We start from the raw sequence: 12,696 nt of genomic DNA on the forward strand, positions 1-12,696 counted from the left end.
CCCCCCCCCCCTTTTTTTTTTCACGCACAACACGGAATACGAGATGTCTTAGGGTCTCGTGGGCTCGGAGATGTGTATAAGAGACAGGGAACGGGGGGCGGCGGCGTGAAGGCCGGCTCGTTCGTGGGCGCGAAATTGCGCACGCCATAGTCGCGGTATTCCGCCGAGTGGCGCGATCGTGCACGGCGACCCGATTCGCCGTACGGCGGCGTCACCGGCTCGGCGGGCGGGCCGGCCCAGGCCTCGTCCGACTCGGTGTTGCGGGCGCGCCGCCGCCGGCCCGACGCTTCGTCGGCCGGTGTGACGGACGGTTCGGAGCCGGCCCAGTTGCTGCCCGGCGTTCCGGGCGGCAACCACAGTCCCGACGCACCCGCCGGCTGCCAGCCCTGCACATGTGGCTGAGGCGTCGGCTCCGGCTGCGGCTGGGGCGGCGGCGGAGGCTGCTGGGGCGGCGGCTGGCGAGGTTCGAATCGCGGCTCCGGCTGGGGCGGCGCGGCGCTGTACGACGGCTCCGGTTGGAGCGGTGGCGCCGACTCCGGTGGCGCTTCGTACTGGTGACGGACCTGCTCGCGGCGGGGCTGCGCCTGCCGGGGCGGCAACAGCGGTTCCTCGGGCACGTCGATGATCGCCGTTTCGTCGGCACGGCCCGGCGGGCTGTCCTGGGTGGCGGCAGTGACCCGGTCGCTGGAGACCCAGTCGTAGGGCGCATCACGCGGGGTTTCGCCGTTGCGGTCCCACTCGCTGTACGCGCGCTCGCGTGGCGCCTGGGTCTCCGGCGTCTCCAGGGCCGGGCGCTGGGCGAGGTCGGTGTCGAACAGGATCTCCAGGCTGGTGCGCAACGCGCTCAACTCGGCCCGCAGCTCAGCCAGGTCATCGGCGGCCTGGGCGCGCAGCTCGGAAGCCAACTCCCGGCGCAGCTGGGACTCCACGGTCAGTTCATACTCGCGGCGGGCCGAGATTTCGCGATCCAGCTGCAGGTCGTACACCAGCTTCAGGTCGCGGACGCGGGATTGATCCGCGTCGCTCTGGCGGCGGTACAGCACCGAGACGAAGGCACCGGCGACTGCGGCCCACAGCGCCAGGATTACAGCGAGCTTGAGGAGTTCCACCCGATTGGTGAAAACCAGTGCGGAACTGGCCCCCATCGCGAGGACCAGCAACGCGGTCAAGAGCACCCACCCCGGCCTGCGGCCGCCGCGCCGAACCCGGGCGCCGCGGGACAGAACGGTCATGGCCTGACTGTACCTGCGCGAGGTCATTCCGCGTGTCGCCCTTCTCCGGCGATTCTCACGCCGGTTGTCGGCGACACACGAGTGGGCTAGTTTTCCGCGCCTTCACCGTGCTCGGTCTGATCCGGCGGGGACTTGCAGCAATGCTGCAGCCACAGCGCGGCGACGAGTAGCGCCAGCGCGCTGACGGCCGCGACCACGGCGCCGGTCGTGTCCTCGGCGACCGAACGGAGCCAGGACCGCCGCGGCAGGAAGTACACCAGCACGCCGACCCACCAGCCCAGCACCAGCGCGCCCACCCAGGTCGACGCCTTGGCGACCATGAGGCTGCGCGCCACCGCCAGCGGATGCAGCCAGCCGGGGCCGACGCCGATTTCGCCGTCGGTGATCTTGGCCCGCACGTGGCGCGCCCACAAGGCTTCCGCGATGGCCACCGCCAGCAGCGACAGGCCCGTCCAGACCGTGATGGGCGGAAACCACCGGTAGAGGGCGTTGACCAGCAGATAACCCACCACCGCACCGCCGACGACCGCGGCTGTCAGGTCACGTTTGCGGGTCGGGCCCATCAGGCTTCCGGTTCCGGGTCGGCCGGCGACCCGCCCGCTCGCTCGAGCGTCAGACTGGTCAACCGGACGCTTTCCCGGTCGGCCGGCTCCAGTTCGGCGAGCAGGCTCGCGACCGGTCGCGGGCCCTCCCCGACGGTCAGCTGGGCATCGGGGTCGATGGCAAGCCACGGGATCATGACGAAGGCCCGCAAATGGGCCAGCGGGTGCGGCAGCGTCAGGTTGTTCTCGCGGGAGACCACCTCCGCCTCGCCGAAACAGGCGATCAGGTCGACGTCGAGGGTGCGCGGGCCCCAGCGCTCGCCGCGCACGCGGCCCGCCGCCCGCTCGAATTCCTGGGCCCGGCGCAGCCAGCACTGCCCGTCGCACGCCGGGTCGTTGGCGATCAGCACCGCGTTGAGAAACGGCGCCTGATCAACCCGGCCCCACGGATCGGTCTCGTACACCGGGGACACCGCGAGCACCTTCTCGCCCAGCCCGTCGACGACCGACTGCAGACGCGCCAGTCGGTCACCCAGGTTGGACCCGATGGACAGCACCACCCACGTCATAACGCCCGGCCCGCCGGAACCACCGAACCGCGACCGCCGCGCCGCGACCGCCGCACCACCACCGCGACGTCGGCGAACTGCTGCGGGATCGGGGCCTGCGGCTTGTGCACCACCACCTCGACGGCGTGCACTCTGTCGTCTTCCATCACCCGGTCGGCGATCTCGCCCCCGACCGCTTCGATCAAGTTGCGCGGCGGCCCGGCCACGACGTCGGCCGCCAGCTCGGCCAGGGCGGCGTAGTCGTAGGTGTCGGCCAGCTCGTCGCTGGCGGCGGCCCCAGCGAGGTCGATCCACACGGTCATATCGACAACAAAGTCTTGCCCGTCGGCCCGCTCGTGATCGAAAACACCGTGTCGTCCACGAATCGTCAATCCCCGCAATTCGATTCGGTCAGCCATCGTCTCCAGCCAGGTCGGTCTGCTGCGTTTCGCTTTGCGTCCACGCCCCCACCACCTTGAGCGCGTCGGCCGTGGCCCGCACGTCGTGCACCCGAACACCCCACGCCCCGTACAGCGCTGCGAGCGCGGAGATCACCGCGGTCGCCGTCTCACGGCCGGCGGGCGGGCGCGGCGAGCCATCCGGCCCGGCTAACAACGTACCGAGGAACCGTTTGCGCGATGCGCCCAGGAGCACCGGGATCCCGGTGTCGACCAGCTGCGGCAACGCGCGCAGCAGCGCCCAATTGTGTTGACCCGTCTTGGCGAACCCGAGTCCCGGGTCGATCACCAGATTGGCGGGGTCCACGCCCGCGGACACCGCGGCGTCGACGCTGGCGAGCAGCTCGGCGCGCACTTCGGCGACCACGTCGTCGTAGTGCGGGGCCGCATGCGGGCGGGCGGCCGACACCGACCGCCAATGCATCAGCACCCAGGGCACTCCGGCGTCGGCCAGCAGTGGCGCCATCGAAGGATCGGCACGTCCCCCCGACACATCGTTGACGATCCGCGCACCATTCTGCAGCGCCGCCCGCGCGACGTCCGCGTGCATGGTGTCGATACTCACCGTGATCCCTTCTGCCACAAGCTCTTTGACGACAGGGATCACGCGAGAGGTCTCTACCTGTGGGTCGATCCGCGTAGCGCCGGGGCGAGTCGACTCCCCCCCGACATCGACGATGTCCGCGCCGTCGGCCGCCAGCGCCAGTCCGTGCGCCACTGCGTCGCCGGTGTCGAGATAGCGGCCGCCATCGGAGAACGAGTCGTCGGTGACGTTCAGGACTCCCATAACCCGCACAGGCGCCGACTTACTTACGCAGGATGAGATCGAGGGCTTCGGCTCGGGAAGCGGCGTTGGATTTGAACTGTCCGCGCACCGCCGAGGTAGTGGTGACCGCGCCGGGCTTGCGGACGCCGCGCATGGCCATGCACAGGTGCTCGGCCTCGATCACGACGATCACGCCGCGCGGATTGAGTTTCTTCATCAGGGCATCGGCGACCTGGCTGGTCAGCCGTTCCTGTACCTGCGGCCGCTTGGCGTAGAGGTCGACCAGTCGCGCGATCTTCGACAGCCCGGTGACCCGGCCGTCGTTGCCCGGGATGTAGCCGACGTGGGCCACACCGTGGAACGACACCAGGTGGTGTTCGCAGGTGGAGTACAGCGGGATTTCCTTCACCAGCACCAGCTCGTCGTGGTCTTCGTCGAACATCGTGTTCAGCACGCTGTCCGGATCGGTGTAGAGCCCGGCGAACATCTCCTGGTAGGCACGGGCTACGCGAGCCGGCGTCTCCCGCAGACCGTGTCGGTCCGGGTCCTCGCCGATGGCGTACAGCAATTCCCGGACCGCGGCCTCGGCGCGCGGCTGGTCGAACGCCCGAGTTGTGGGAGTGGCGGTGTCCGGCCCCAAACCAGTTAAGGCCATCGAATCCTCCGTTCGTCAGCCGTGCGCCGGTGGGTTGGACCGGCTCACGTCATCGTCCTGCTGGTCGGGAGACTTTCCGCCGTTCGGGTCGGGCAGCCCGGGTGGCGGGTAAGGCGGATACGGCGGGTAGGGGGGCTGCGTCTGACCCTGCGGACCCTGCTGACCCGGATGAGCGGGCTGGCCCGGATAACCCGGGTAGTTCCCCGCCGGCTGCGGCCAGTAGGGCTGCTGCGGGGCCTGGGGCGGCGGATACCAGTGATTGGGCTGCTGATCATGCGGTGGCCATCCCGGCGCGTGCCAGCCCGCCGGCGCACCGTAGTCCGGTTGGGTGGGGCCGTGCGCCACGCCCGGACGGGGGCCGTTCCCTTGAGAACCGTTGCCGCCATTGTTGTTTCGGTCGGCGTCCGCTCCCGCGGCCGCGGCGGCTTGGCTGGCTCGCGCGATGGCCGCCTTGAAAGCCGGTTCGGGAACCGGTGGTGGCCACGGCTCGCCGCGCTCGATGGCCAGCTCGCCGGGCGTCTTGATCGGCGGTTTGTCGGACGGGATGCGGCCACCGAAGTCGTCGAACATGGTGAGTCGGGGCCGCTTTTCGACGTCGGCGAAGATGCCCTCCAGCTCGGCGCGGTGCAGTGTTTCCTTTTCCAGCAGCTCGCCGGCCAGCGTGTCGAGTACGTCGCGGTATTCGGTGAGGATCTCCCACGCCTCGGTGTGGGCCGCCTCGATGAGCTTGCGGATTTCGTCGTCGATGTCGCGGGCGACCTCGTGGGAGTAGTCGGCCTGCGTCCCCATGGTCCGGCCCAGGAACGGGTCGCCGTGTTCGGTGCCGTATTTGACCGCACCCAGCTTCGAACTCATCCCGAACTCGGTGACCATCGCACGGGCCACCTTGGTGGCCTGCTCGATGTCGGACACCGCGCCGGTCGTCGGCTCCCGGAACACCAGTTCCTCGGCCGCACGCCCGCCCATCGCGAACACCAGCTGCGCGATCATCTCCGAGCGCGTTCGCAGGCCCTTATCTTCCTCGGGCACCGCCACCGCGTGCCCACCGGTACGTCCCCTCGCCAGGATCGTCACCTTGTAGATCGGCTCGATGTCCGGCATCGCCCAGGCGGCCAGGGTGTGCCCGCCCTCGTGGTAGGCGGTGATCTTCTTTTCCTGCTCGCTGATGATGCGGCCCTTGCGGCGCGGCCCACCGATCACTCGGTCCACCGCCTCCTCGAGCGCGGCGGTGGTGATGACGGTGCCGTTCTCGCGGGCGGTCAGCAGCGCCGCCTCGTTGACGACGTTGGCCAGGTCGGCGCCGGTCATGCCGACGGTCCGTTTGGCTAGCCCGTCGAGGTCGGCGTCGGGCGCGATGGGCTTGCCCTTGGAATGCACCCGCAGCACCGCGCGGCGGCCCGCCAGGTCCGGGTTGGACACCGGGATCTGCCGGTCGAAGCGGCCAGGCCGCAACAGCGCGGGGTCGAGGATGTCGGGCCGGTTGGTGGCCGCGATCAGGATGACCCCGGCGCGCGGGTCGAACCCGTCCATTTCGACCAGCAACTGGTTCAGCGTTTGCTCGCGCTCGTCGTGGCCGCCGCCGAGGCCGGCGCCGCGCTGGCGGCCCACCGCGTCGATCTCGTCGACGAAGATGATGCACGGGTTGTTCTGCTTGGCCTGCTCGAACAGGTCGCGTACCCGCGACGCGCCGACGCCGACGAACATCTCGACGAAGTCGGACCCGGAGATGGTGAAGAACGGAACTCCCGCTTCCCCGGCCACGGCACGGGCCAGCAGCGTCTTGCCGGTCCCGGGCGGCCCGTAGAGCAGCACGCCCTTGGGGATCTTGGCGCCCAGTGCCTGATAGCGGCCGGGGTTCTGCAGGAAATCCTTGATCTCGTAGAGCTCTTCGACGGCCTCGTCGACGCCCGCAACGTCGGCGAACGTGGTCTTGGGCATGTCCTTGTTGAGCAGCTTGGCGCGGGACTTGCCGAAGCCGAAGCCCATGCGTGCGCCGCCCTGCATCCGGGAGAACATCACGAACAGGCCGACCAGCAACAGCAGCGGTAACACGTAGACCAGCAGCTCGCCCAGGATGCTGCCCTGGTTGACGACCGTGCTGACCTTCGCGTTCTTAGCGCTCAGCGAGTTGAACAGGTCGACCGCGTACCCGCTCGGGTATTTGGTGATGACCTTGTCGGAATTGTCGGTGTCGTTGTTGCCCTTTTTCAGGGTCAGCCGCAGCTGCTGCTCGCGATCGTCGATCTGCGCGCTCTTGACGTTGTCGCCGTTGATCTGCGCCACCGCCACCGACGTGTCGACGGGCTTATAGCCGCGAGTGTCGTCGCTGAAATAGAAGAACGACCAACCGAGCAGCACCACGACTGCAATCGCCGTGATGGTGCGAATAACGTTTTTCCGGTTCATCAATCATCGGCCTCGCCGGCCAGGTCCTTCCCCGATATACACGCAGCTCGAAAAGTCCAGGTTACCGCTAGTGGCGATCGCCAGCTCCGGCAGAGCCGGGCGCTGGGGGTACCGCCCGCTTGCGGGGGCCGGGTCGCCACCATTTGTCGATATAACGAGGAGGGGTTCCCACCGGGCGTGCCGAGCGTCACGCCAGCGTGACGGTGGGCGGCGGGCGCTCACGTCGGGCGGATCCATCATTCGTAATACCGGGCCTCAATCACATTGCCGTCCGGATCGGTGAAGTAGTACCCCTGCGGCGCCCAGCCCCGGGCCCCGAAGGTGCGACTCAGCCGCGCGCTGGTGTCCACTCCCTCGGCTTGCAGGCGCTGATCCAGCGCCTCGTACTCGGCCTTCGACAATGCGAGGCAAACGTGATTCACCGGATGGCCGGCGCTGCCTTGCGCCCGTGTCATCGACTCGGTGTCGTCGGCAGCGGCATGCGGCGACAAGTCGATGATCGAGTCCTCACACACTCGCACGCTGGGGAACGGCGCATCGCCGGCCTCGAACTCGGCAAACCGGACCGGCTCCAAGCCAACCACCCTCGTATAGAAATCCATCGACGCGCGCGGATCTCCCGTCCAGAGGACAACGTGGTCGAGCCGCTTCATCTCCGGGTTCACCTGCTTTCAGTCGTGCGGGCGCTCAGGGCGATATCTACCAGGCGACCAAAGCCGTTGGATGCAAATCGCGATCAAACGCGAATACTTCTCAGCCCCGCGGGGGGTGTGCTTTGGTGGCATGGTGCTCAAATCAACCGAACGGTTAGTCGAGACCAACGGTGTGCAGCTGCGGGTGGTCGAGGCGGGAGAGCGCGGCGCACCCGCGGTGATCTTGGCCCACGGCTTTCCCGAACTGGCCTATTCGTGGCGCCACCAGATACCGGTCCTCGCCGAGGCCGGCTACCACGTGCTGGCACCGGATCAGCGCGGCTACGGCGGCTCCTCGCGCCCGGACGCCATCGAGGCTTACGACATCCACCAGCTGACGGCCGACCTGGTCGGTCTGCTCGACGATGTCGGCACCGAACGCGCCGTCTGGATCGGACACGACTGGGGCGCCGCCGTGGTGTGGAATGCGCCATTGCTGCACCCGGATCGGGTCGCCGCCGTCGCCGCGCTCAGCGTCCCGGCGGTGCCCCGCTCGCATATTGCGCCGACGAAGGCGTGGCGCAAGATGTTCGGCGACAAGTTCTTTTACATCCTGTACTTCCAGGAGCCGGGCGTCGCCGACGCGGAGCTCAACGGTGATCCCGCCCGCACGATCCGCCGGATGCTGGGCGGGCTGCGCACATCGGGTGACCCGCTCTCCGCGGCGCGCATGGTGGCGCCCGGTACCGAGGGGTTCATCGATCGCCTTCCGGAACCCGACCGGCTGCCGGACTGGCTCAGCCAGGACGAGCTCGACCACTACATCGACGAGTTCTCTCGCACCGGGTTCACCGGTGGCCTGAACTGGTATCGCAATTTCGACCGCAATTGGGAGACCACCCCCGAGCTCGACGACGCGAAAATCACTGTGCCGGCGCTCTTTATCGGTGGGACCGCCGACCCGGTGTTGACGTTCACCCGCGCCGACCGCGCGTCGCAGTCAATCACCGGCCCCTACCGTCAGGTCATGATCGACGACGCGGGACACTGGCTGCAGCAGGAGCGCCCGAACGAGGTGAACGCCGCCCTACTGGACTTCCTCAACGAATTGGAGCTGCGATGAGTGCCCCCCTGCGCTTCGGTGTCTTCATCACACCGTTTCACCCGATAGGCCAATCGCCAACGGTGGCTTTGGAATACGACATGGAACGCGTGGTCGCACTGGATCGGCTCGGTTTCGACGAAGCGTGGTTCGGCGAACACCACTCTGGTGGCTACGAATTGATCGCCTGCCCGGAAGTTTTCATCGCGGCGGCGGCCGAGCGGACGAAGCACATCCGGTTGGGCACCGGAGTGGTTTCGCTGCCCTACCATCATCCGCTGATGGTGGCCGATCGCTGGGTGTTGCTCGACCACCTCACCCGCGGCCGGGTGATGTTCGGCACCGGCCCGGGCGCGCTGCCATCGGACGCCTACATGATGGGCATCGACCCGGTCGATCAACGGCACATGATGCAGGAGTCGCTGGAAGCGATTCTCGCGCTGTTCCGCGCCGGTCCCTCCGAGCGAATAGACCGCCATGCCGACTGGTTCACCCTGCGTGACGCGCAGTTGCATATCCGGCCCTACACCTGGCCCTACCCCGAAATCTCCACGGCGGCAATGATTTCGCCGTCCGGGCCGCGGCTGGCGGGTGCACTAGGCACGTCATTGTTGTCGCTGTCGATGTCCGTGCCGGGTGGCTACGCAGCTCTGGAGACCACTTGGGACGTGGTGCGCGAGCAGGCCGCCAAAGTCGGCCGCGACGAACCCAATCGGTCCGACTGGCGTGTTCTGAGCATCATGCACATCGCGGACAGCCGCGAGCAAGCCATCGACGATTGCACTTACGGGTTACAGGATTTCGCCAACTACTTCGGCGCGGCGGGGTTCGTCCCGTTGGCGAACGCCGTGGAGGGCGCCCAGACGCCGCACGAGTTCGTCGAGGACTACGCGGCCAAGGGCAATTGCTGCATAGGTACCCCCGACGACGCGATCGCCCACATCGAAGACTTGCTCGACCGCTCAGGCGGGTTCGGCACGCTGCTGATGCTGGGCCACGACTGGGCATCCCCCGAGGCGACTTATCACTGCTACGACCTGATGGCGCGCAAGGTGATTCCCCATTTCAAGGGCCAGCTCGAGGCGGCGCGATCGTCGCACGACTGGGCCAAGGGCAATCGCGACCAGTTGATCGGCCGAGCGGGTGAGGCCGTGGTCAAAGCCATCACCGAGCATGTCGAGGAGCAGAAGGGCGCGGGAAGCTGATGCGCGCGGCGGTACTGCGCGATGGACGGATGGTCTACCGGGACGACGTGCCGGAGCCCGTGCCCGAGGCAGGGCAGGTGCTCGTCGGCGTGCGGGCGTGCGGGATCTGCGGGTCAGACCTGCATTTCGCCGCTCACGGCGCACAGGTGCTCGAAATGAGCAATCGAGTGGCCGCGGGCGCGGGCGGCATGCACGTCGACCTGGACCACGACGTCTTCATGGGACACGAGTTCAGCGCCGAGGTGCTCGAGGCCGGACCCGACACCGAAACCCACCCGCCGGGAACGCTGGTCACCTCGCTTCCGGTCTTGCTGTCCGCCAAGGGCGTGGAGCCAATCGTCTACAGCAACAGCACAATCGGCGGCTACGCCGAACGAATGCTGCTCTCGGCGCCGCTGCTGCTGCCCATCCCGAACGGCCTGGACTTCAAACACGCGGCCCTGACCGAACCGATGGCGGTGGGGTTGCACGCCGTCAACAAGTCCAACATCGCGCCCGGCGAGACGGCGCTGGTCATCGGCTGCGGCCCGATCGGTATCGCGATCATCGCGGCCCTGCGTGCCCGAGGCGTCGAAACCATTGTCGCGGCCGACTTTTCGCCGAAGCGGCGCGAACTCGCCACCGCCATGGGCGCCCATCGGGCGCTCGATGCCGCACAGGGTTCGCCGTTCGACTCGGTCAAACCCTCGGTGGTGTTCGAGGCGGTCGGAGTGCCGGGGATCATCGACGACGTGTTGCTTCGGGCCCGGCCCGGCACCCGCCTGGTAGTCGCCGGTGTTTGTATGCAGCCCGACACGGTGCATCCGTTCTTCGCGATCGCCAAAGAGATCAGTGTTCAATTCGTACTCGCCTATACCCCGGAGGAGTTCACCGACTCGCTGCGCGCGCTGGCCGAGGGCGAAATCGACGCGACCCCGCTGATTACCGGCGAGGTCGGCCTCGACGGGGTCGGCGCGGCCTTTGACGACCTCGCCGACCCCGAGCGTCACTGCAAAGTTCTCGTCACTCCTTAGGTCGATGGTGGCGACCCGGCCACTAGGCCCAGCTGGAGCCGACGGCGCTGTCGGTGCTGGCCATGTTGCTGCCGGCGCTCTGCACCTTCTGCCCGTGGGCGTTGGCCTGCTCGTAGATCACCTGGAAGTTGCGACCTAACTGGGTGATGAACTCCTGGCAGGCCACCGAGCCGGCACCGCCCCAAAAGTCCCCGGCGGCAAGCACATCGCGGACGATGGCCTGGTGCTCGGCCTCCAGCGACGCGGCCTGCGCGCGGATCAAGGCACCGTGGGTGTCGACATCACCGAATTGATAGTTGATGGTCATCGTTAATCGTCTCCTGTTTTGTTGGTGGGCTAGCTGCCCAGGATCTGCTGTGAGGCCTGCTCTTGCTGCTCGTAGTTGTTCGCGTCGCGAACCAGTCCGTCGCGGACGCCGTGCAGCATGTTGACGATGTTGCGGAAGGCCTGGTTGACCTGACCCATGGTGTCGTACGAGGTGGCCTGCGCCTGACCGCTCCAACCGGAGCCGGCGATGTTCATCGAGGACGCCCACATCTTGCGAGCCTCGTCCTCAACCGTCTGGGCGTGCACCTCGAAGCGGCCCGCCATCGCCCGCATTTCATGCGGATCGGTCATGAATCGTGTCGTCATTAAATGTCTCCTTCGAAAGTTGTTGTCAGTTTTGAAGTTTGGTCACCGATACCTCGATTTATTCTCCCTTCCCTCATCCGACCACGCGCGGCAGCACACTGGCGGGAGCCGGCATGGTGGCGCCGAATCCGCGCATCTCCATACCGCCCACCTGAGCCGCAGAGCTACTCCGGGGACTCAGCATTCGAGCCGCGGCGCCGGCACCCGCCAGTGGGGCCCCGGTCGGTGCGGCGGCCTCGGGAGTCGCCGCGGTCCAGCTCGGCGGCACCGAAAGACCTCCGACCGGAGTGGCCTGCCCCATTGCCGCCGACGGCATTAGCCGCGCCGGCGCCATCCGCTCCGGTGCAGTCATCAACGGCTGCGCTGGGATGAAGCGTGCGGGCATCGCCGCCGGGGAAAAGGCCCCGGATGCGGGCATGGCGGTCGCAAATCCCGCGTTGGGTGCGGCCATCCCGCCCACTCCCGATGTGGCGGTGCCGCCCTGCCCGAACGGCATGCCGAGCAAGTCGGAAAAACTGCTGATCGCGGATGGGAAGCTGCTGGCGAGCGATGACGCGGACGAATTGAGCGTTGACGGCAGCCCCATGGTCGCTTGGGTGGCCAATCCCTGCATGTTGGCCTCGCCCGCCGCCATGGCGCTGGCCGCGACCCCGCCGGGATTGGTGGTGGGCGGGGCGACCATCATCGGAGCCAGCATGGCCGCCGCCGCCGAGGAGCCGGCGTAGGCGTACATGGCCATCGCGTCCTGGGCCCACATCTCGCCGTACTGCGCCTCGGTGGCCGCGATCGCCGCGGTGTTTTGACCCAGGAAGTTGGTCGCGACCAACATCATCAGCAACGAGCGGTTAGCCGCGATCACCGGCGGAGGCACGGTAGCCGCAAACGCCACCTCGTGCGCGACGGCGGCTGCGGTCGCCTGCATCCCCGCCTGCTCGGCCTGCGCCGCCGTGGCGTGCATCCAGGCCACGTAGGGGGATGCGGCGGCCGCCATCGCTTCCGACGACGGGCCCTGCCAGGCGGCATCGGTGAGTTCGAGGATCACCGTCCCGTAGCTCGTCGCGGCCGAACGCAGCTCCGCCGCCAGTCCCTCCCAGGCCATCGCGGCCGCCAGCATCGACGCTGGTCCCGGCCCCGCATACATCAGGCCGGAATTGATCTCCGGGGGCATCGCACCGAAATCCATGACTACCTTCCTTTCCCTAGGTCGTTTCGCTACGCCAGCGCCGGCAAGGGCTTCGGGCCGGTAGCAGCTTTGAGGGCCCCGTGCGCCTGCACGACCTGCTCGCCGGGCATGCCGGCGGGCAGGTGCCTGGGGGCGACGTGTTCGGCGGGCAAGGCGGCCGCCAGCGGCATCCGGTGGATGGGCGCCGTCGGCGCCAGCTGAGAAGGCAAGACATGCTGGCCGGCCGCCGAGTCGGCCAGCGCGACATGCCGGTCTCTTATACACATCTCCGAGCCCACGAGACCCTAAGACAGCTCGTATGCCGTGTTCTGCTTGAAAAAA

Annotated in this window: 14 protein-coding genes and 1 pseudogene; 3 read left to right on the plus strand and 12 right to left on the minus strand. The window is 67.8% G+C overall.

Annotation, left to right across the window (positions count from 1 at the left end):
- Positions 1–92: 92 nt before the first annotated feature.
- From A5758_RS07385 to A5758_RS07420, 8 genes and pseudogenes are all read right to left on the minus strand, one after another.
- Positions 93–1,232: pseudogene (locus A5758_RS07385) on the minus strand (DUF6779 domain-containing protein); the annotation flags it as partial.
- Positions 1,233–1,318: 86 nt separating this feature from the next.
- On the minus strand, positions 1,319–1,795 hold the full coding sequence (locus tag A5758_RS07390) for a DUF3180 domain-containing protein (RefSeq protein ID WP_067738424.1): 477 nt from the start codon (positions 1,793–1,795) through the stop codon (positions 1,319–1,321).
- Complete coding sequence (folK, locus tag A5758_RS07395) at positions 1,795–2,343, minus strand: 2-amino-4-hydroxy-6-hydroxymethyldihydropteridine diphosphokinase (protein WP_067205906.1); 549 nt, start codon at positions 2,341–2,343, stop codon at positions 1,795–1,797. The genes A5758_RS07390 and folK overlap by 1 nt, the downstream gene beginning before the upstream one ends.
- A complete protein-coding gene (folB, locus tag A5758_RS07400) occupies positions 2,340–2,741 on the minus strand; it encodes a dihydroneopterin aldolase (RefSeq protein WP_067205910.1) in 402 nt (133 codons plus the stop codon). Before folB ends, folK begins: the two co-directional genes overlap by 4 nt.
- Positions 2,734–3,567 carry a dihydropteroate synthase gene (folP, locus tag A5758_RS07405; protein ID WP_067738427.1) on the minus strand — a complete coding sequence of 278 codons (834 nt, stop codon included), beginning with the start codon at positions 3,565–3,567 and terminating at the stop codon, positions 2,734–2,736. Before folP ends, folB begins: the two co-directional genes overlap by 8 nt.
- 19 nt (positions 3,568–3,586) lie before the next feature.
- Positions 3,587–4,201 (minus strand): GTP cyclohydrolase I FolE, encoded by a 615-nt coding sequence (folE, locus tag A5758_RS07410; RefSeq protein ID WP_067738430.1) that lies wholly within the window; start codon positions 4,199–4,201, stop codon positions 3,587–3,589.
- A 15-nt stretch (positions 4,202–4,216) separates the two neighbouring features.
- Positions 4,217–6,607, minus strand: a complete 2,391-nt coding sequence (ftsH, locus tag A5758_RS07415) for an ATP-dependent zinc metalloprotease FtsH (RefSeq protein ID WP_067738434.1) — start codon at positions 6,605–6,607, stop codon at positions 4,217–4,219.
- Between the two features lie 236 nt (positions 6,608–6,843).
- A complete protein-coding gene (locus tag A5758_RS07420) occupies positions 6,844–7,260 on the minus strand; it encodes a VOC family protein (protein ID WP_067738445.1) in 417 nt (138 codons plus the stop codon).
- A gap of 130 nt (positions 7,261–7,390) precedes the next feature.
- Here A5758_RS07420 and A5758_RS07425 point away from each other — a divergent pair, with 130 nt between their 5' ends.
- From A5758_RS07425 to A5758_RS07435, 3 genes are read left to right on the plus strand one after another with little or no spacing between them, the layout of a single operon-like run.
- The gene (locus A5758_RS07425) at positions 7,391–8,362 is read left to right on the plus strand and encodes an alpha/beta fold hydrolase (RefSeq protein WP_369816404.1); all 972 of its coding nucleotides are present in this window, start codon (positions 7,391–7,393) and stop codon (positions 8,360–8,362) included.
- Complete coding sequence (locus A5758_RS07430) at positions 8,359–9,546, plus strand: LLM class flavin-dependent oxidoreductase (RefSeq protein ID WP_067205925.1); 1,188 nt, start codon at positions 8,359–8,361, stop codon at positions 9,544–9,546. The genes A5758_RS07425 and A5758_RS07430 overlap by 4 nt, the downstream gene beginning before the upstream one ends.
- Positions 9,546–10,559: a zinc-binding dehydrogenase gene (locus tag A5758_RS07435; RefSeq protein WP_067205929.1), complete on the plus strand. Its 1,014-nt coding sequence runs from the start codon at positions 9,546–9,548 to the stop codon at positions 10,557–10,559. Before A5758_RS07430 ends, A5758_RS07435 begins: the two co-directional genes overlap by 1 nt.
- 22 nt (positions 10,560–10,581) lie before the next feature.
- Here the strand turns inward: A5758_RS07435 and A5758_RS07440 are convergent, their stop codons facing one another.
- The 4 genes from A5758_RS07440 to A5758_RS07455 form a co-directional block, all read right to left on the minus strand.
- On the minus strand, positions 10,582–10,866 hold the full coding sequence (locus A5758_RS07440; protein ID WP_067205933.1) for a WXG100 family type VII secretion target: 285 nt from the start codon (positions 10,864–10,866) through the stop codon (positions 10,582–10,584).
- A 29-nt stretch (positions 10,867–10,895) separates the two neighbouring features.
- Entirely contained in the window at positions 10,896–11,192 is a 297-nt protein-coding gene (locus tag A5758_RS07445; RefSeq protein ID WP_067738437.1) for a WXG100 family type VII secretion target, read from the minus strand.
- A gap of 73 nt (positions 11,193–11,265) precedes the next feature.
- Positions 11,266–12,375 (minus strand): PPE family protein, encoded by a 1,110-nt coding sequence (locus A5758_RS07450; RefSeq protein WP_067738440.1) that lies wholly within the window; start codon positions 12,373–12,375, stop codon positions 11,266–11,268.
- 29 nt (positions 12,376–12,404) lie between these two features.
- On the minus strand, positions 12,405–12,653 hold the full coding sequence (locus A5758_RS07455) for a hypothetical protein (RefSeq protein ID WP_067738442.1): 249 nt from the start codon (positions 12,651–12,653) through the stop codon (positions 12,405–12,407).
- Between the last annotated feature and the right edge of the window lie 43 nt (positions 12,654–12,696).

This window comes from Mycobacterium sp. 852014-50255_SCH5639931, assembly GCF_001665605.1.
GTDB lineage: Bacteria > Actinomycetota > Actinomycetes > Mycobacteriales > Mycobacteriaceae > Mycobacterium > Mycobacterium paraffinicum.